At 62.1% G+C, this 19,587-nt stretch carries 16 protein-coding genes; 7 read left to right on the forward strand and 9 right to left on the reverse strand.

The window, feature by feature from the left end; translation table 11 throughout:
- Positions 1–14 precede the first annotated feature (14 nt).
- Positions 15–614 carry an alpha-ketoglutarate-dependent dioxygenase AlkB gene (locus KW842_RS25855; protein WP_218307003.1) on the forward strand — a complete coding sequence of 200 codons (600 nt, stop codon included), beginning with the start codon at positions 15–17 and terminating at the stop codon, positions 612–614.
- A gap of 184 nt (positions 615–798) precedes the next feature.
- A complete protein-coding gene (locus tag KW842_RS25860; protein ID WP_218307004.1) occupies positions 799–1,404 on the forward strand; it encodes an outer membrane beta-barrel protein in 606 nt (201 codons plus the stop codon).
- Positions 1,405–1,471: 67 nt separating this feature from the next.
- On the opposite strand, the gene KW842_RS25865 is transcribed toward KW842_RS25860, so the two are convergent.
- The 3 genes from KW842_RS25865 to rarD form a co-directional block, all read right to left on the reverse strand.
- Positions 1,472–1,990 carry a DUF2939 domain-containing protein gene (locus KW842_RS25865; protein WP_218307006.1) on the reverse strand — a complete coding sequence of 173 codons (519 nt, stop codon included), beginning with the start codon at positions 1,988–1,990 and terminating at the stop codon, positions 1,472–1,474.
- A 1-nt stretch (position 1,991) separates the two neighbouring features.
- Positions 1,992–3,659, reverse strand: coding sequence for an energy-dependent translational throttle protein EttA (ettA, locus tag KW842_RS25870; RefSeq protein WP_090188862.1), 1,668 nt, complete (start codon positions 3,657–3,659; stop codon positions 1,992–1,994).
- Positions 3,660–3,732: 73 nt separating this feature from the next.
- Complete coding sequence (gene rarD / locus KW842_RS25875; RefSeq protein WP_218307007.1) at positions 3,733–4,608, reverse strand: EamA family transporter RarD; 876 nt, start codon at positions 4,606–4,608, stop codon at positions 3,733–3,735.
- A gap of 207 nt (positions 4,609–4,815) precedes the next feature.
- Here rarD and KW842_RS25880 point away from each other — a divergent pair, with 207 nt between their 5' ends.
- Together KW842_RS25880 and KW842_RS25885 are read left to right on the forward strand one after the other, a co-directional pair.
- Positions 4,816–6,696: a potassium transporter Kup gene (locus tag KW842_RS25880; RefSeq protein ID WP_218307009.1), complete on the forward strand. Its 1,881-nt coding sequence runs from the start codon at positions 4,816–4,818 to the stop codon at positions 6,694–6,696.
- A gap of 104 nt (positions 6,697–6,800) precedes the next feature.
- Positions 6,801–7,718 carry an FKBP-type peptidyl-prolyl cis-trans isomerase gene (locus KW842_RS25885; protein WP_218307010.1) on the forward strand — a complete coding sequence of 306 codons (918 nt, stop codon included), beginning with the start codon at positions 6,801–6,803 and terminating at the stop codon, positions 7,716–7,718.
- Positions 7,719–7,764: 46 nt separating this feature from the next.
- On the opposite strand, the gene KW842_RS25890 is transcribed toward KW842_RS25885, so the two are convergent.
- The 4 genes from KW842_RS25890 to KW842_RS25905 are packed head-to-tail and all read right to left on the reverse strand — an operon-like array spanning position 7,765 to position 14,575.
- Positions 7,765–10,164 (reverse strand): ABC transporter permease, encoded by a 2,400-nt coding sequence (locus tag KW842_RS25890; RefSeq protein WP_218307011.1) that lies wholly within the window; start codon positions 10,162–10,164, stop codon positions 7,765–7,767.
- 3 nt (positions 10,165–10,167) lie between these two features.
- Positions 10,168–12,561 carry an FtsX-like permease family protein gene (locus KW842_RS25895; protein WP_229223910.1) on the reverse strand — a complete coding sequence of 798 codons (2,394 nt, stop codon included), beginning with the start codon at positions 12,559–12,561 and terminating at the stop codon, positions 10,168–10,170.
- The gene (locus tag KW842_RS25900; RefSeq protein WP_218307013.1) at positions 12,561–13,241 is read right to left on the reverse strand and encodes an ABC transporter ATP-binding protein; all 681 of its coding nucleotides are present in this window, start codon (positions 13,239–13,241) and stop codon (positions 12,561–12,563) included. The genes KW842_RS25895 and KW842_RS25900 overlap by 1 nt, the downstream gene beginning before the upstream one ends.
- A 32-nt stretch (positions 13,242–13,273) precedes the next feature.
- Positions 13,274–14,575 carry an efflux RND transporter periplasmic adaptor subunit gene (locus KW842_RS25905; protein WP_229223911.1) on the reverse strand — a complete coding sequence of 434 codons (1,302 nt, stop codon included), beginning with the start codon at positions 14,573–14,575 and terminating at the stop codon, positions 13,274–13,276.
- 160 nt (positions 14,576–14,735) lie between these two features.
- Here KW842_RS25905 and KW842_RS25910 point away from each other — a divergent pair, with 160 nt between their 5' ends.
- Positions 14,736–16,160 (forward strand): sigma-54 dependent transcriptional regulator, encoded by a 1,425-nt coding sequence (locus tag KW842_RS25910; protein ID WP_218307014.1) that lies wholly within the window; start codon positions 14,736–14,738, stop codon positions 16,158–16,160.
- Entirely contained in the window at positions 16,150–17,349 is a 1,200-nt protein-coding gene (locus KW842_RS25915) for a PAS domain-containing sensor histidine kinase (RefSeq protein WP_218307016.1), read from the forward strand. The genes KW842_RS25910 and KW842_RS25915 overlap by 11 nt, the downstream gene beginning before the upstream one ends.
- On the opposite strand, the gene KW842_RS25920 is transcribed toward KW842_RS25915, so the two are convergent.
- Both KW842_RS25920 and KW842_RS25925 read right to left on the reverse strand, forming a co-directional pair.
- A complete protein-coding gene (locus tag KW842_RS25920) occupies positions 17,346–17,798 on the reverse strand; it encodes a GNAT family N-acetyltransferase (RefSeq protein WP_218307018.1) in 453 nt (150 codons plus the stop codon). The two genes, KW842_RS25915 and KW842_RS25920, sit on opposite strands and share 4 nt — an antisense overlap.
- A gap of 90 nt (positions 17,799–17,888) precedes the next feature.
- Positions 17,889–18,314 carry an organic hydroperoxide resistance protein gene (locus KW842_RS25925; RefSeq protein WP_218307020.1) on the reverse strand — a complete coding sequence of 142 codons (426 nt, stop codon included), beginning with the start codon at positions 18,312–18,314 and terminating at the stop codon, positions 17,889–17,891.
- Positions 18,315–18,513: 199 nt separating this feature from the next.
- Between KW842_RS25925 and KW842_RS25930 the strand changes: the two genes are divergently transcribed.
- Positions 18,514–19,521, forward strand: a complete 1,008-nt coding sequence (locus tag KW842_RS25930) for a TniQ family protein (protein ID WP_218307022.1) — start codon at positions 18,514–18,516, stop codon at positions 19,519–19,521.
- The last annotated feature ends 66 nt before the right edge of the window (positions 19,522–19,587 follow it).

The raw sequence follows: 19,587 nt of genomic DNA on the forward strand, positions 1-19,587 counted from the left end.
GTATCATACCGTGCATGGACTTATTTGCCGACGACCACGCCCTCACTTCCATCCCCATTGATGATGGCAAGCTATGGTTCCAGCAGCGGCTGGCGCTGGATCTGGCGCCGGATGAGGTGATGCGCCGGCTGGTACAGGAAACCGGCTGGCGCCACGAGGACATCCAGGTCTGGGGAAAACTGCACAAGCAGCCGCGCCTGTCGGCCTGGCATGGCGAGGCCAGCTACCGCTATTCCGGCAAAACTTTCCACCCGCAGCCATTCACGGCCTTGCAGCTGCACATCAAACAGGCAGTGGAGCGCGCCACAGGCCGTCAGTTCAACAGCGTGCTGCTCAACTATTACCGCGATGAGCGCGACAGCATGGGCTTCCACGCCGATGATGAACGCGAGCTGGGGCCGGAACCCGCCATTGCTTCGGTCAGCTTCGGCGCGCCGCGCACGTTTATCCTCAAGCATCGCGATCTGCCCAAAACCGTCAAGCTGGCGCTGGGCGACGGCTGCCTGCTGCTGATGGCTGGCGCCTTGCAGCAGCATTGGCTGCACGGCATCAACAAGGAGCGGGGAGCGCGCGGGCCACGTATCAACCTGACTTTCCGAAAAATTTTAAGCTAGTCTTAAGTTTGGCGCATCTTGAAATTTGCCAATGATCGTTTGGCTTACATCTCGTCACACTTCTTACTAATTCGGTCGTGACGGCTGTTGGTTCGAGTGCTATCTTGGACACATCGCAATTCAATAGTAACTGCGATCCCAAGCAAGACCACTTGTATTAACCATTTGCTGAAAGATCAAAATCATGAAAAAAGTTATTTTCGCCTTAGTCGCTTCCGCCGCCGCCCTGAGTGGCACCGCTGCTTACGCACAATCCAACACGCAGGACGCCGCAGGCACCGGCTACATCGGTGCTGGCGTGGTCGGCAGCCGCTATGACTTCGACAATGCCGGTGCTGGTTCCCTGAGCAGCGACAACAAGAGCGGCAGCAAGGCCGCTGGCAAAGTCTACGGTGGCTACAACATCGACAACACCTGGGCGGTGGAAGCCGGTTATACCGACTTCGGCAAGCGCAGCTACAACTACACGCAAGGCGGCGCCGCCGGCGGCATCAACACCGACGCGCATTCCTACTATGTGGCTGGTAAAGGCACCTGGCCTGTAGCACGCGACTTCGCGCTGTTCGGCAAGCTGGGTGTGGCGCGCAACCACAATGAAGTGAGCACCACCGGTATCGCTTCGGTGGCTGGCAGCGAGAACAAAACCGCGCTGTACGCTTCGGTCGGTGGCGAGTACGCCATCAACAAGAACGTGAAAGTGTCGCTGGAGTATGAAAACTACGGTAAGGCCGATATCGACACCGGCCGCAAGCCTGGTGCGATCACCGCCGGCCTGCGCTACAACTTCTAAGCGCCGCGTTTAGTCTCTTCAAGTAAGAAGGGCCGGGTCTGCATGATGCAGGCCCGGCCCTTTGATTTTATGGCTTGCGCACTTCGGCGGGGAGCCGGATATCGCTCAACTTCCAGTCGGCGTAGCCTTGGCGTTGCAGCACCAGTGCCAGCCGGCCCTGGTCATCGCCGGACGTCATCTGCACGATGAAGGTATTCAAGCCCTGGCGCGATGAAGTCCAGTCCGGCTTTTGCGCCGGCTCGTCCTGGCCTTCAATCCCGGCGTGTTGCTGCTGCGGCTTGAACACGCCTTTCTGCATCGCCAGCATGACCGCTTCCGGCCGCACGAAGGCGTTCACCACTTTGTCGATCACCAGCAATCCCAGCTTGCCGACCAGACTGTCGTCGGACGGCTCGGCGGCTATGGCCGCCAGTTGCTGTTTCAGGTTCTCGCGCAGGGCCGGATAATCGACATGCTTGTTGAAGGCCCCCGCGTCACCCGCGCGGGCCGCCGTCTGCAACTGGTACACCGTCAGATACGGCGAAAAAAACCAGTAGCCGGCGACCGCCAGCAGAATCAGCGCAACGTAAAGCCGGTTGCGGTTCATCTTAGTTGGTCAGCGGCTTGTAGCGGATACGCTTCGGCTTGGCGCCTTCTTCACCCAGGCGTTTCTTCTTGTCGGCTTCGTACTCCTGGTAGTTACCGTCGAAGAAGGTGACTTGCGAGTTGCCTTCAAACGCCAGGATGTGGGTGGCGATACGGTCCAGGAACCAGCGATCGTGGGAGATCACCATCACCGAGCCGGCGAATTCCAGCAGCGCGTCTTCCAGCGCGCGCAGGGTTTCCACGTCCAGGTCATTCGACGGTTCATCCAGCAGCAAAACGTTGCCGCCTTTCAGCAGGGTTTTGGCCAGGTGCAAACGGCCGCGTTCGCCACCGGACAGGTTGCCGACGATCTTCTGCTGGTCGCCGCCCTTGAAGTTGAAGCGGCCCAGGTAGGCGCGCGACGGCATTTCGAAGCGGCCCACGCTGAGCACGTCCGCGCCGCCAGATACGTCCTCAAACACCGTCTTGCTGTCGGCCAGTGCATCGCGGCTCTGATCCACCAGCGAAATGCGCGCGGTCTTGCCGATCACCACTTCGCCGCTGTCCGGCTGGTCGATACCGGCGATCATCTTGAACAGCGTCGATTTACCGGCGCCGTTCGGGCCGATGATGCCGACGATGGCGCCTGGCGGAATCGTGAAGGACACATTGTCCAGCAGCAGGCGGTCGCCGAAGCCTTTCGACACGTTCTTGAATTCGATCACTTCGTTGCCCAGGCGCTCGGCCACCGGGATGAAGATCTCCTGGGTCTCGTTGCGCTTCTGGTATTCGTATTCGCTCAGCTCGTTGAAGCGGGCCAGGCGGGCTTTCGACTTGGCCTGGCGCGCCTTCGGATTCTGGCGCGACCATTCCAGTTCTTTTTGCAGCGCGCGCTGGCGGGCCGACTCGGTGGCTTCTTCCTGTTTCAGGCGGTCCTGCTTCTGGTCCAGCCACGACGAGTAGTTGCCTTTCCATGGGATGCCATGGCCGCGGTCCAGTTCCAGTATCCATTCGGCGGCGTTGTCCAGGAAGTAGCGATCGTGGGTAATGCCGACCACGGTGCCTGGGAAGCGCAGCAGGAATTGTTCGAGCCATTCGACGGACTCGGCGTCCAGGTGGTTGGTTGGTTCGTCAAGCAGCAGCATGTCCGGCTTGGACAGCAGCAGCTTGCACAGCGCCACGCGGCGTTTTTCACCGCCGGACAGCACGCCGATCTTGGCATCCCATGGCGGCAGGCGCAGCGCGTCGGCGGCCATTTCCAGTTGCAGATTCAGATTGCCGCCATCGGACGACGAAATGATCGCTTCCAGACGCGCCTGTTCGGCGGCCAGCGCGTCGAAGTCGGCGTCTTCTTCGGCGTAGGCGGCGTACACGGCGTCCAGCTTGGCTTGCGCCTCAAATGCTTCGCCGAGGCCGGATTCGACTTCCTGGCGCACGGTTTTTTCCGGGTCCAGCTGCGGTTCCTGCGGCAGGTAGCCGATGTTCAGACCCGGCATCGGGCGCGCTTCGCCCTGGATGTCGGTATCGATGCCGGCCATAATTTTCAGCAAGGTCGACTTACCGGAGCCGTTCAGGCCCAGCACGCCGATCTTCGCGCCTGGGAAGAAGGACAGCGAAATATCTTTCAGGATCTGGCGCTTGGGCGGGACGATTTTGCCCACGCGGTTCATGGTATAGACGTAATTTGCCATTGAGAATCTCGGTCAAAGTTGGTAGAAATGCAGTGAAGGACGACAGGATACGATAAATCCGTTCATCTTCCCACTATTTAGCGCGGCGGGCGGCCCACAAGCCTTCGGCCACATACAGCGCCAGCGCGGTCCAGATAATCAGGAAGCCGGTCAGGCGCTCCGGCGGGAAGGCTTCGTGGAAAAACCATACGCCCAGCATGGCTTGCATGGTCGGCGACAGGTATTGGATCAGGCCCAGCGCCGCCATCGGGATTTTGCGTGCGCCGGCGGCGAACAGCAGCAGCGGAATCGCGGTGATCGGGCCGGCCGCCGCCAGCAGCCAGCGGGTGCTGTCGTAGGGCGTGTTGAGAAAGGTGTTGTGGCCTTGCCAGCTCAGCCACAGGACGTAAGCCAGCGCGGCCGGGAACAAAATCATGGTTTCCAGCGACAGCCCTTCCAGCGCCGCCAGCGCCGCAGTCTTGCGCAGCAGGCCGTAACCGCCAAAGGTGATGCCTAAAATTAAGGCAATCCACGGCAAATGGCCGGCCTGCCAGGTCAGCCAGGCGACACCGCTGGCGGCCAGCGCGATGGCGACCCACTGGCCGCGCCGCAGCCGCTCATTCAGCACCAGCACGCCCAGCAGCACATTCACCAGCGGATTGATGAAATAACCCAGGCTGCCGTCGATGACGTGGCCATTGTTGACCGCCCAGATGTAGACGCCCCAGTTCGCCGTCAGCAACAGCGCGCTGGCAACAAAGCTGCCCAGCACGCGCGGCTCGCGCAGCACTTTCGGCAGCCATTTCCATTGCTGGCGTACGCTCAGCACCACCACCAGGAACAGCAGCGACCACAGCATGCGGTGCGCCAGGATTTCCTGCGGCGGGACTTCCTTGATGGCGTGGAAATACAACGGGAACAAGCCCCAGCACAGGAAGGCCAGCGTGGCGTACAAAATACCGGAGTTCATGGGAAAATCTGCTAAAAGATATGGACGGTCTGACATTATCCCTCATCCATGCGCACTCCGCTCGCCGCAGCGCTCGCGCTCCCGTCTTGGGCGGCGTACACTCTCGGATATGACCGTTTGGAACGCCTCCACAATGCCAAAATATTCTTGCCTTTTGCATATACATCACCTATTGTGCAATGCACCAAAACAACAACAGGTGCAATCTTGACCGAGCAACACAAGAAAAGCAGTCTGGCGGCGCTTACCCTGGCGGCAGTCGGCATCGTCTATGGCGACATCGGCACCAGCCCTCTCTACACCCTGAAAACCATTTTCGATCCCGAACACGGGCTGGCGCTCAGCGAAGGCAATTTGCTGGGCATCATCTCGCTGATTTTCTGGGGACTGACGATTATCGTTTCCCTTAAATACGTGACCCTGGTGCTGCGCGCGGACAATCGCGGCGAAGGCGGCATCATGGCCCTGATGGCGCTGGCGTTGAATTCGGTCAACAAAGTGGCGCATGGCTGGCATTTCCCGCTAATGCTGTTGGGCGTGTTCGGCGCCACCATGTTCTACGGCGACAGCGTGATCACCCCGGCCATTTCGGTGCTGGGCGCAATCGAGGGCCTGGAAGTCGCCGCACCGGGGCTGGAACAGTACATCGTGCCGCTGACCATCATCGTGCTGATCGCGCTGTACACCATGCAGCGCCACGGCACCGCCGGCATTGGCCGCTTCTTCGGCCCGATCATGGTGATCTGGTTTGCCGCGCTGGCCATCATGGGCGTCATCAATATCGTCGAGGCACCGCAAATCCTGGCCGCGCTGAGCCCGCACCACGCATTGCGCTTCATGTACGAAAACCGCATGATCGCCTTCGTCGCGCTGGGCGCGGTAGTGCTGGCGCTGACCGGCGCCGAGGCGCTGTATGCCGACATGGGCCACTTCGGCAAGAAGCCGATCCGCGCCGCCTGGTTCATGATCGTGTTCCCGGCGCTGGCGCTGAACTACCTGGGCCAGGGCGCGCTGCTGCTGATGCATCCGGACGCGGTGTACAACCCCTTCTTCCACCAGCTGGGCGAATGGAGCGTGTACCCGCTGGTGGTGCTGTCGACCATGGCGGCGGTGATCGCTTCGCAAGCCACCATCTCCGGCACCTTCTCGATGACCAAGCAGGCGATTGCGCTGGGCCTGTTGCCGCGCATGCGCATCCTGCACACCTCGGCCAGCGAAATCGGCCAGATCTACATCCCGGCGGTCAACTGGCTGCAACTGGGCGTGGTGCTGCTGGCGGTGGTGGGCTTCGGCTCGTCCGACAAGCTGGCTGGCGCCTACGGCATCGCCGTCACCGCCACCATGCTGGCCACCACTGTGTTGACCTTCTTCGTGATCCGCTACCGCTGGCATCTGCCGCTGGCGCTGTGCATCGCCGCCACCGGCCTGTTCCTGACGCTGGATGTGGCGCTGTTCTCGGCCAGCACGCTGAAGCTGTTCCACGGCGGCTGGTTCCCGCTGCTGCTGGGCGTGATCCTGTTCACCGTCATGCTGACCTGGAAGCGCGGCCGCCAGCTGGTGTTTGAAAACCTGCAAAAACACGCAATCCCGCTGGAAGAGTTCCTGTCCTCGCTGTTCGTGGCGCCGCCGACCCGCGTGTATGGCACTGCCATCTTCATGCGCGGCGAAAGCGACGGCGTGCCGCACGCGCTGCTGCACAATCTGTCGCACAACAAGGTGCTGCACGAGCGGGTGGTGTTCGTCACCGTGCACATTATCGAAGAGCCGTATGTGCCTGAGGCCGAACAGGTCAAGGTCACCGACCTTGGCCACCAGTGCTACCAGCTGAACATTTATTACGGCTTCAAGGACGAACCGGACATTCCGCGCGCGCTGCAGCAATGCGAGTGCCTGGGACTGCCGTTCGAGATGATGGAGACTTCGTTCTTCATCGCCCGCCAGACGGTGATTTCGGCGCCCGGTTCGGGCATGGCGACCTGGCGCGAGCACCTGTTTGTGGCGATGTCGCGCAATGCGCGTGGTGCGGCCGACTACTACCAGATTCCGCCCAACCGTGTGATTGAACTTGGCACGCAAGTGGAAATTTGAAGACAAAAATATGTAACTGAATGTAGTGGCGGGAGCGGAAGTGGCGACGTCTGCTAAACTTCTGCGCCGGGACTACCGAATACGAATACTCATCAAAGGTAAATATGAAAGCGATGTTGCAATTGATCGTTGCTGCGGCTTGCGCAGCAACCCTGGTCGCCTGTGGCGGCGGCGATAAAACTCCTGCCACCGTGGTGGTAGCGCAGCCAGCGTACAAAATGACCGAAACCAAGGTCGGCACTGGTGACCTGGTGGCCGCGTCTGGCGATACGGTAACCATCAAATATACCGGCTACCTGTACAGCGAGACTGCCACCACCAATGGCAATCGTGGCGCCAAGATCATGAGCACCTACGATAACAGCACCACCTTCACCTACACCGTGGGTGTGGGTGCGGGTTCGTTCACCGTCGGCTCGGGCGCTGGCGCGCTGTCGAGCGTTGGCGCAGGTTGGGACCAGACGCTGGTCGGCATGCGCGTCGGCGGCACCCGCACCGCGATCCTGCCGGACAACCTGGGCTTCGGCGCCAACAAGCGCGATGCGGTGACCGTCAACGGCATCACCTACGCCGCCATCCCTGCCAATTCGCCGACCGTGTTCGACTTTGAAATGGTCAGCATCACCAAGGCGGTAATCATTCCTAATGAACCTGCGCCGACCACCTTGGTGACCAAGGATCTGGTGATTGGTACAGGTCCGGCCGCCGTCAACGGCCAGACTGCGACTGTACGTTACACCGGCTGGCTGTATGACGGCACGCGCGAAAATCGCAAAGGCGCCAAATTTGACGATAATCTTGCTACCACTGACGCCGTGTTACCGACGGTGATTGGTAGCACGGACACCGTCACCGGGTTTAACACCGGCATCATCGGAATGCAGGTTGGTGGCACGCGTACCGTCATAATTCCGCCAGCACTTGGCTACGGTGCAACTGCGCGTCCTGCAGGTAAGTATGGTATTGCGATTCCCGCCAATTCGACGATGGTGTTTGATATCACGCTTGTGTCGATCAAGTAATTGCCTCGCCACTCCTTCGAAACGGCAGCCTGCGGGCTGCCGTTTTTTATTCCCGCAGCGCCCGCGCCGGAGCGATGCGCATCGCTGACCAGGTGTGGCGCGCGGTGGCTGCTGCTACCACCAGCAGTGCTAGAGCAAGCGCTGCGAAGGGCGCCCATTTGCCGAGCGGTGAATGTTCGGCAAATGGCGCCAGGTAGCGCCCGATTGCCAGCCAGGCCGGCGGCAATGCGATCAGCGCCGCCGTACCGGTCAGCAGCACAAACTCGCGCCCGACCAGCAGCGCAATCGCCGCGCGGCCGGCGCCATGCAGCTTGCGCAGCACGATTTCGCGCGCACGCCGCTGTACGCTGTGCGCTGCCAGCACATAGACGCCGAATATCGCCAACACCAGCACCAGCGCCGTCGCGCAGGCCAGCAGGCGTGCCAGCCGCACATCGTCTGCATAGGCTTGTGCATAGTAGCTGGACACCTGCCGTATTGCCGGAGGCTGGCCTGGAAAGTAGCGCAGCCACGTAGCAGTAATGGCCGGCTCGACCTCGCTACGCGCGCCGCTCAGCCGCACGGTGAGCAGGCCCATATCGCGCTCCTGCACGTACATCAGGGGCCGCACCGGATCGCGCAGCGTCTCCCACAGCAGTTCTGGCGCCACGCCCGCTACCCGCAGCATGCTGCCGTTGATGCGCTGCCCGACTGCCTGCTGCGGCGTCGCCCATCCCAGCGCCTTGACCGCCGCCTGGTTGAGCACCACGTTTTGCTCCTCGCCTGCTGCCGCTTGTTGCTTGTACTGTAGAGACAAACTACCGGCCAGCGGTTGCACGCCATACACCTTGAAGAAATCCGTGCCGATAAACTGCAGCGACATGGCCACGCTGCTGCCATCAACGCGCTTGACCGTATCGCTGCCGCGTGTGCCAGTGTGATCATCGCGGCCCGGTACATTGCGGCTGACGGTCACACCCGCTACGCCAGGAAGCTGCGCCAACGCGTCGCGTACGGCGGTGGATGGCGCCTGGTCGAGCGCCAGCGGCGCATCAATCACCAGCAACGGCGACGGATCAAAGCCGGTTGGCGCGGCGGCGGCAAACTGCGTCTGCCACAGAATCGCCAGCGCCACGCTGCCCATGCCGATGGCAACGCTGAACTGCAAAGCCGTCAGCGCGCGCCGCAGCCACGCGCCGCCTGGCGTGTCGCCGCTGCGCTGCGCCAATGTGGCTTGCATGTCGACGCCGCGCGCCAGCCAGCCGGGATACACGCCAGCCAAAGCGCCAACCAGTGCGCCGAACGCCAGCCAGGCGGCCATCGCCGGCAGCGTGAACATGCCATCCAGCTGGCGCTGCAACAGCTCGGACGCCAGCGGCAGCAGCATCCACGCCAACAGCACGCCCAGCGCGGCGGCTGCAAATGACAGCAGCAGCGCCTCGCTCATGAACTGCACCAGCAGCTGCCGCGTGCTTGCGCCCATGACCCGGCGCATGGCGATCTCGCGCTGACGGCGCACCGTGCGCAGCGTCGCCAGATTGATGTAATTGACCATCGCCAGCAGCAGGATCAGCAAACCCGCCGCGCCGAGCGCCAGCACCATGCGCATGTCGCCGCGCGGACCGGCGCCCATCGTATTGGCGACGCTGCGGTCGAAATACGTATCCGCCAGCGGGCCTGCCGCCACGTCCACCATCTTGCGGCCGTTGAGCGCGATTTTCATTTCGGGCGTGGCCATGCTGGCCCAGGGCGCCTTGTCGATGCTGTCCTGTAGCGCTGTTTCCAGCCTCTGCTGGCTGGCGCTGGTCTTCACGTAAATGCGCCCTTCGATGCCCATCCAGTTGGACAGGATGCCGCGTCGCTCCTGCTCGGTCCACAGCGCCGTACCGGTGCCCAGCAGTATGCCGAACTGCATGGTGCTGTTGGATGGCCGGTCCGGCAGCAGCGCGCGCACTTGCAGTGTTTTGCCATTCAGCGCGATGTTGCGGCCCAGTGCATCGGCGGTGCTGAACAGCTGGCGTGCAGTCTGCTCGGTCAGCGCCACGCCGTCGGGCTGTGTCAGCGCTTGTTGCAGATCGCCTTGCACGGCGCGCAGCCCCGCGATCTGCTGGAACGCCGGATCGACCACGGTGAAATCGACCATGCGGATCACGCCCTCCTGATTCACGCTCGCCTGGCCGGGACGCCAGATGCTGGCCTGTAGCGGCAAGTCGCTTTCCAGCGCCACGCTGCGCAAGGCGAACGGCGTGTACTCCATCCACTGCGGCTGGGGAATGAAGTTCAGCCGGTGCTTGATGAGGTATATCTGTTCGCGTTGCGGCACGTCGCTGTCGTAGCTAAAGGAGTAGCGGACAAAACTCAGCAACAGGAAGCAGGCCGCAAAGCCTGCCGCAAGGCCCAATAGTTCGACAGCGGCGCTCAGCGGATTACGTAGCAGCAGGCGCCAGCCCAGACGGAAGTTGCGCATCGTTTAATCCTTCAAGGCGAGTACGGGCGGCATGCGCATGGCGGTCAGCGTGTGGCGCGTGGTGGCCAGTAGCGCGACCAGAGTCGCCAGCGCCAGCGCCGCCACCAGCGTCCAGACGCCGACCGGGGCATGCTCGGTGTAGCTGGCCAGGTAGCGTTGTGTCGCCACGGCGGCCAGCGGCAGCCCGATCAGCGCGCCGGCGCCGACCAGCAGCGAGAATTCACGTCCCAGCATCAGCGCGATATCTCTGCGGCCGGCGCCATGCAGCTTGCGCAGCACGATCTCGCGGCGGCTGCGCTGCACGCTGTAGGCCGACAGCACATAGATGCCGAACGCCGCCAGCGCAATCGCAGTCGCGCTGGTGATGGCGAGAATACGCATCAGCCGCGTATCGGCCGCATAGCGCTCCGCCAGTATCTTTTGCTGGCTGCTGATCTCCAGGATATCGTTGGGGAAGCTGCGGCGCCACAGCGGCTCGATCATGCCGTAGGCGGTTTCCGCGCTGGCGGCGGTGCGCAGCATCACCACGCTACTTGGCCTCACGCGGTAAATCAGCGCCTTCGGTGCAGCGTGCAGCCCCTGGAAACGCAGCTCCGGCGCGATGCCGATGATTTGCGAACCGCCTGGCGGCAACGCTTGTCCGACGGCCTCCTGCGGCGTGGCATAACCCAGCGCCATTGCCGCCTCCGCGTTCAGCATCACGCCACCAGTGTCCTTATCGTCCTGCGGATTCAGGCGCGGGTTGAAGGTCTGGCCGTGGAGCGCGCGCAGGCCGTTGGCCTCGAACCAGTTGGGGCTGACGAATTTGGCCTCCATCGGCAGCTCGCCGCCATCCTTGCCGGCAGTGATGTTGGTCAGCTTGTAGCCGTCGCGGCCCACCGCCTCTGAAATGGTGGAGACGCTGTCGATGCCGGGTAGTCGGCGCAACTGTTCGACAAACGCTTCGGCCTTGGGTTTGCCGGTGGCGTCGAATGGCATATTCAGTACCAGCAGGCGATTGACATCGATGCCCGGCGACGCGTGGCTGGCGTACCAGGTCTGCCAGCCCACCGCCAGCGTGCCGGCGCTGAGTGCCATGGCGCTGCCGAATTGCAGCACCGTCAGCACGCGGCGCAGCCACAGGCCGCTCATGGTTTCGCTGTTGCCGCGTCCCGCCAGCGCGCTGGCGGGACGCGCGTGCCGCGCCAGCCATGCCGGATAGGCGCCGGCGCACACGCCGATCAGCATGCTGAAGCCCAGCACCGCCAGGCAGTGCACTGGCGTGAACATGCCGTTCAGGCGGCGGTTCACCAGATCGGAGAAGGTTGGCAGCAGCAGCCACGCCAGCATCAGGCCTAGCACGGCGGCCAGCATCGCCGTCAGCACCGCTTCGCAGAGAAACTGGCGTATCAGCTGGCCGGCGCTTGCGCCGAGCAGCTTGCGCAAGCCGATCTCGCGCTGGCGGCGTAGCGTGCGCACAGTCGCCAGGTTGACGTAGTTGATGGACGCCAGCAGCAAAATCAACAATCCGCCGGCCGCGAGTCCCAGTACGCTGCTGCGCTTGCCGTAGCTTTCGCCGGACCGGCCAGCGGCCAGGTCTTCATCGAAGTAGGCATCACGCAGCGGCAGCAGGCGGATGTCTGCGACATTGCGGCCGTTGAGGCGCCTGCCCAGCGAACCGCTCTTCATGCGCTGGTTGAAGGGATCGCGCTCGCCGGCCTCCTGTAGCAGCGTGGTCAGCGTGTCGATCGATACGCCAGGTTTGAGTTTCATGAACAGCGTGGCGCGGCCTGGCTTGGTGAACGCCGTTTCGCGCTCCGGCCATGCGCTGCTGGAGGTGCCGATCAGCGCCTCGTATTGGACGCTGCTGTTGGCGGGAGGGTCCGGCAGCACGGCGCGTACTTGCAGCGTCACGTCGCCGACGCGCACGCTGCTGCCCAGCGCCGCTTGGGTGCCAAACAGTTTGGCGGCGCCGCTGTGCGTCAGCGCCAGGCTGTCCGGCTGCGTTAGCGCCAATTGCAGGTCGCCTTGCGCAGCGCTTACGTTGAACAGCTTGATGAAGCCCGGATCGGTGATCCGCAAGTCCAGCGCCTTCAGATCGGCGCCGACGCGCAGCGGCATTTCCAGCTCCTTGAACATGATCGATTCATCGACCATGCCACTGCCGCGCGCCACGTCGCGCAGCGACAGCAAGGCCCACAACTGAAACTCGGGCCGGGGGAATACATTGATGCGCTGCTTGACCGCCACCACACGGTCGTTATCCGGAATGCTGCTGTTGTAGTTGAGGCAGTAAGCGACATAGCCAAACAGCAGGAAGCAGGCGGCAAAGCCCACCGCCAGTCCACCGATCACCACCAGTGAGTAAGCCGGCTGCTGCAATAGCAAGCGCCAGCCAATGCGGAAGTCGCGCAGCATTATGCTGCCTGCAATGCGTCGACCATGATGCGCCCATCCAGCAGGTTCAGCGTGCGGGAAGCTTGCGCGGCGTGGTCGGGCGAGTGGGTGACCATCACCACCGTTGTGCCCTCGGCGTTGATATCGCGCAGCAGGCGCATGACTTCGTCGCCGTGGGCGCTGTCCAGATTACCGGTTGGTTCGTCGGCCAGCAGGACGGCAGGGCCGGATACCAGCGCGCGCGCGATCGCCACGCGCTGCTGCTGACCACCGGACAGTTGTGAAGGCCGGTGGCCGGCGCGGTGGCCGACGCCCAGCTTTTCCAGCATCGCGCTCACCCGCTCGCGCCGTTCACGCGCCGGCGTGCCGTTGTATTCCAGAGCCAGTTCCACATTCTCGAACACCGTCAGTTCTTCGATCAGGTTAAAGCTCTGGAAAATGAAGCCGATGCGACCGCGTCGCAGCTTGTTCAATTGCGCCTCGCTCCAGCCGGCGATGTTCTGGCCCTCAAACCAGTACTCTCCCTTGCTCGGCACGTCCAGTAGGCCGAGGATGCCCAGCATGGTCGATTTGCCGCAGCCTGAAGGCCCGGTGATGGCGACATATTCGCCCGCCTCAATTTCCAGGTCGATGCGATCCAGGGCCGTGGTCTGGATTTCCGCCGCTTGGTGAACTTTGCTGACGCCGACGAGTTTGAGCATGTGCATGTGCCTTATGGTGAAGTGATAAGAGGTTACTGCGTAATGTGCAGCCGTGGTGAATTTCCGTACGCCGCGTAGCTGGACAGGATGACTTTGTCGCCCGCCTTCAGGCCGTCCAGCACTTCGATCTGGCTGTTGCTGCGGCGGCCGGCGCGCACCGCGCGGCGTTGCGCGCCGCCGCTGTCGTCAAGCACATAGACCCACGCGCCGCCGCTATCGTTGATGAAGGCGCCGTTCGGCAGCAGCAGCGCGGTGGCCGGCTCGCCCAGGGTGATGCGGGCGTCCAGGCTCTGGCCCGGATTGAGCACCGGCGGCTGGCCTTGCGTGAACACCATTTCGACGGTGAAGCGGCCATCCTTGATTTGTGGGTAGATGGTGCTGATGTCGGCGGCATAGCTGCGCTCATCCTGCTTGACGCTGCCGTGACGGCCGACCGCCATGCGGTTCAGGTAATACTCGTCCACGCTGGCGGTGAGCTTGAAGCGCGCCGGATCATCAATGCGGCCGATGTTTTTGCCGGTGGCGATGGATTCGCCTACCTGCAAGCGGAAATTGGTCAGGCGGCCTTCCACCGGGGCGCGCACGGCCAGCGCGTCCACTGTGGCGGAGACCAGTTTGAGGCCGGAGTTCAGCCCTTGTATCGAGCTTTCCAGCTGCTGTTCCGCACCCTGTCGGACGCGGGTTTCTGCGGCGTTGGCCGTTTGCTCCTGCTTCAGCGCGCGTTCCTGTTGCGCCAGCCGGTCTTCCGATTCTTCCAGGGCCACGCTGGAGATGAAGCCCTGCGCCGCCAGCCGGACATTGCGGGCATGCTGCTTACGCGCCTGATCGAGCGCGAACTGTACATCGTCCAGACGGCGCTGGTGGTCGCTGCTGCTGGCCTGTTGCGATACGCGTAGATTGGAGAGGTTAAAAATGCTGACCGAATGCTCATACTGGCGCGCCAGCAGTTCCAGATTGCGTTGCGGGTTGGAGATGCGGAACAGTAGCTGGCCTTTCTGCACCAGCGCGCCGTCGGCGGCAAACACTTCTTCCACACGGCCCGATTCCACTGCGTCGAGGATCACGGAGTTGCGTGGTTCGGCCGTCGCGCGCACCACCACTTCATCGACAAACACGCCGCGCGTGACCTGGCCGATGCGCAGGTCGGCGCCATCGATCTGCAGGCCGCGCGGCATCCACTGCCACAATGCCCAAGCGGCGGCAAGCACCGCGATCAGCACGGCGCCGGCGATGGCCGCGCCCTTGCCACGGCGGCGCGGCACCACGCTATCCATGGCAGCGCCGCTGGCGGGAGGCGTTGCTGCGGCAGAGACGAAATTTTTTTTGATGTGCATATTGCACCGTACTGCAAACGCTGTGCCATGCCGAAAAACCGGCTTTTGGGCAGTTTGTGGCGGGTGAGTGTTCATTTCCGAACAGTTGCTGCTGTTCGCTAGTGGACAGCCGCCCCAATGGTGGCATTTACAGCGCCGGAGTGGCTGCTAGAATGCCTGCATGTCCGCCTATATCCTGATACTCGATGATGACGCCGATGTCGCCACCGCCGCGCAATTGCTGCTGCGCCGGCGCTATGGGCAGGTTGCCAGCTTGTGCGATCCGGCCGGCTTGCCCGCGCTGCTGGCGCGCGGCGTGCCGGACGTGGTGCTGCTGGATCTGAATTTCACACCGGGCCGCATCAACGGCGCTGAAGGACTGGCGTTGCTGGATGTGCTGCGTGCGCAAGCGCGTCCACCGGCGGTGATCGCCATGACGGCGTATGCGGATGTGCCGCTGGCAGTGGAAGCCCTGAAGCGTGGCGCCGGCGACTTCATCACCAAGCCCTGGGATAACGCGCGCCTGATCGCGGCGGTGGACCAGGCGTTGGCCCGGCGCGAGGCCGCGCGCGGCGGTGGTGCTGGATCGCCAGAGCTGATGGGCGAGTCGCAGGCCATGCGCGAGCTGAAGGCCTTGATCGCCAGCGTGGCGCCGACCGAGGCGAATGTGATGGTGCTGGGCGAGAACGGCGTTGGCAAGGAGCTGGTGGCGCGCGCCATTCACGCCGCATCGCGCCGCGCTACCGGCACGCTGCTGGCGGTGGACATGGGGGCGTTGCCGGAATCGACTTTTGAAAGTGAGCTGTTTGGACATCGCAAAGGCTCGTTCACCGATGCGCGGTCCGATAGGGCGGGGCGCTTCCAGGCGGCGCGCGGCGGTTCGCTGTTTCTTGACGAGATAGGCAATATGCCGCTGGCGGCGCAGGCAAAATTGTTGACCGCATTGGAGCGGCGCGAAGTCACGCCGATTGGCGCCGATAAGCCGGAAGCGATCGATGTGCGCATCATCAGTGCCACCAATCTGGAGGAAGCCTGCCTGTTTGATCCGTCAGTGTTTCGCGCTGACTTGCTGTTCCGGTTGAATACCATTGTGCTGCGCGTACCGCCATTGCGTGAGCGGCGCGAGGATGTGCCGCTGCTGGCGCGCCATTATTTGCAGATGTATGAGGCACAGTACCAGCGGCCATCGCGTCAGGTTGCCACCAGCGCAATGGATGCGCTGCTGCGGCACGACTGGCCGGGCAATGTGCGCGCCTTGCGGCATGCGTGCGAACGTGCCGTCATCCTCGGCCAGGGCGCCGAGTATGCACTGGCCGACTTCGGCCTGGCCGCCAACGCCAGCATCGCCGCTGCGGCAGCGGCCAATGCGGCCACGATGATGCCCACGTTGGCCATGTCGGCCAGCGCCACCACGGCGGCCTCTGCGGCCTCCACGGCCGTGATGCCAGCCACGCCATTGGGCGGCGACGCCACGCTGGACGCGATTGAACGCGCGGCCATCGCCTCGACGCTGGCGCAGTTCAACGGCAATATCAGCCACGCCGCCAAGACGCTCGGCATCAGCCGCGCGGCCTTGTACCGCAAGCTGGGCAAGCATGGCATCTGAACGTGCGCTCAAGCTGGGTGTGGCGGCAGGCGCTGTCGGCCTGATGGCGCTTGCCGTCGCAGCAGATTTGTTATCGCCCACGCCGGAACCGCGCCGCATCGTGCTGTGTGGCTTGCTTGCAGTGGCGCCGGCCAGCCTGTTGTGGCAATGCCTTTGCCGTCTGGCGCCGCGCGCGCCGCGCATGGAAGACAGCAGCGCCGTGCGCCACAAGACCAGCGCAGCACAAGACGCTATCCTCGTGCTGGAAGCCCGGCTGGAGCACGCGCCCATCGCGCTGTTTCGCATCGATGCCGCAGCGGTCGCGCCGTTGAACGCCAGCGCGCGCAGACTGCTGGCGCCGGGCCGCGCCATCGCGCCGCAGGAACTGCATCAACTGCTGTCGGCGCAAGCGGTCGGCCAACGCCAGCTGGTCAGCTTCGACACCGAACGTGGCGCCGAACGCGCGCTGGTCGCCGTCTCCGCGCTGACCGTGCAAGGTTCGGCGCAGCGCCTGGCTGCATTGATGCCGGTGGAAAGTGAACTGGAAGCCGAAGCCCTCAACGCCTGGCGCGAACTGGTGCAAGTCCTCACCCACGAAATCATGAATTCGCTGACGCCGGTGGCTTCGCTGTCGCGCACCGCTTGCGGCTTGCTGGAAGAGGCGCACAACGATCTGCCAGCCGACATCCACGCCGACCTGAATACCGCGCTGGATGCGATCGCGCGCCGGGCCGCCAGCCTGGTGGAGTTTGTCGGCAGCTACCGCAGCCTGTCGACCGTGCCGCAAGCGCAGCCGCAGCGCGTGTTGCTGGAAGAACTGTTCGAGCGTCTGCAAGCCCTGCTTGAACCGCAATGGCAGGGCCGGCTGACGTGTTCAGTCGAACCAGCGTCGCTGGAAGTGATGATCGATCCCGGCCAGCTGGAACAGGCGCTAATCAATCTGTTGAAGAATGCGGCCGAAGCAGGCACGCATGCGCAAGTCAGCGCGCGCCTGAGCCGGGGCGGCCGCCTGCGCATCGAAGTATCGGACAACGGTTCCGGCGTGCCGGAGGCGCTGGCGGCGCACATCTTCACGCCGTTTTTCTCCACCAAGAAGCAGGGGCGCGGCATCGGTCTGGCGATGGTGCGGCATCTGGTGCACGCCAACGGCGGCACGGTGCGCTACGCGCGGCCGGTCAGCGCCGGCGCGCGTTTCATCCTGACCTTTTAACGCACCATATCGACGTGCATGATGCCGTCTTCGTCATAAGGCTCGGTCACGGTCTTGAAGCCGAAGCTGGCGTAGAATTTTTCCAGGTGCGCTTGCGCGCCGATGCGGAAGCGCTGGCCCGGATGCAGCTTCTCCGCCAAGGGAATCGCCTTGGCCAACAGCTCGCGGCCGATACCGCCGCCACGGCCGGCTTGCGTGGTCAGCACGCGGCCCAGCGACATTTCGTCGAACTTCACACCTGGCGGCACGCAGCGCAGGTAGGCCACCAGCGTGCGCTGGCCGTCGATCTCGCGCCAGCCCATCAGGTGATGGCAGAGCGGATCGCAGCCGTCGATGTCGGGATAGAGGCAGGTTTGTTCAAGGATGAACACAGCTTGCCGCTGGCGTAGCACTTCGTACCAGTCAGCGCGGGGAATATCGTCAAATGCCAGCCAGTGCCACTCAATCATTGCTTGTCTCGTTGGGGATAAAAACAATGATTGTATGTGAAAAAGGCCGGCGCCTCAGAGAGGTGCCGGCCCTGGACTCAGCTGACTGAATTAAACGATGGTCAGGGTCACGTCGATGTTGCCACGGGTGGCGTTCGAGTATGGGCACACGATGTGTGCTGCATCGACCAGTTTCTGCGCGGTTTCGCGGTCCAGGCCTGGCAGCGAGATTTTGTGCTCAACCTGGATGCCGAAGCCGGTCGGGATAGGACCGATGCCTACCGAAGTTTCCACCGACAGGTCGGCTGGCACGGCGATCTTGTCACGGCCGCCAACGAATTTCATCGCGCCGATGAAGCAGGCTGCGTAGCCCGATGCGAACAGTTGTTCAGGGTTGGTGCCGTCGCCGCCGGCGCCGCCGAGTTCTTTCGGGGTGCTCAGCTTGACGCTCAGTTTGCCGTCCGTCGAAGCGGATTGGCCTTCGCGGCCGCCGGTGGTTTTAGCTTGTGCGGTGTACAGTACTTTATCGAGCGACATGATGAAATCCTTTCAGTGAGTGGTGTGGACTAGCTTGTCTAATCTACTACAGTTTGCGCTGTTTGCAGCGCCCATGTACACACTATACATAGCGTGCGATTTAATAGCAAGCTATATTTGTAAGAAATTATTACCGTGCCCGGGATGGGGCTTATTGTTCCGCGCAAATAAAGTCGAAAAAAACAAAATATAGTCGAAAATGAAAAAAAATAGTCGCAAAAAGATTGAAGAAGCATTGGTCGCTCAACAGGCGGCGCAATTAGAACCAATAGAAGGGTTGGTTTTAAATTGGCAAGAAGACGAGACCTTGTATAGCCTGTTGGCCCGAAATCATCAGGTTCGTGGCGCGATGTCTCCTGAAGACACCATCAAGATGTTCTTTGGTTCGGCAAGCGGAGGAAGCCTCCACGAAGACCATAGCGAAATCGACATCTTCGTAGTAAGAACACAAGGTAGCCTGGGCACGGCGGAGCAGATCCTGGAGGAGCATACACTTTTCCGTTTTTTCCGGATGTTCATGAACAGTAACCAACTGAAGCAGGTGGAGTCAGGGAGAAGGTCTGCAAAAAAAATGCTGAATTTTCCCCTGGCGTTGCCTATTGGGGGTTTTCGGAATGTTCATCCGCTAAAGGGTTGCCCCGCATGCTGTAATGAGGATATGGCGACGACGGGCATGCCTTACTGGCGATTGAGGCATCAGTATCTGGGTGTGTGGGTATGCTTTGAACATAACCGTCCTCTGCAGCTGACAACCCAAGTACCTACCGTACCACGGGGATTTCATTGGGTAACGCCAGATAGTCATAGTTTTGCCCCTATACATAATCATTTGGCAGATCCGGAATCTTTCGAAAAGTTTAAATGGATGGGTGAGTTCGTGCTGTCTTTGATTGCTGATTTCGATGCAGGCACTGATCGTGTGGAGTTCGAGCGTAGGCGGTTGAATTCTTACGCACGCGACTATGGACTACTTACGCCAAATGGCAGGCTTCGGAGTTATCGCACGGCGGGCGTATACAAGCTCATTACGAGCTTTAGTCAATTTGCAGAAACCTATCGAAGTTGCAGGGAGTTTGATCGTCTACCAACTGAGTCTGAACTCATCTATCCGTTCTTATCGCGATATCTCAACTGCCAAAGCCAGCTTCGTCCGTCCGAGCTCTTGGTGCTGACCGCATGGGTAGTCTCATTTTTTGCGAACGCCTGAAGGAGATATCGCCCTTAATGGTTTACGTCACGCATATGCAGCCGCGATCAATGAAATGGACACGCT

The sequence above is a fragment of the Duganella sp. sic0402 genome, assembly GCF_019219065.1.
In the GTDB taxonomy this organism is placed as follows: Bacteria; Pseudomonadota; Gammaproteobacteria; order Burkholderiales; family Burkholderiaceae_D; genus Rugamonas.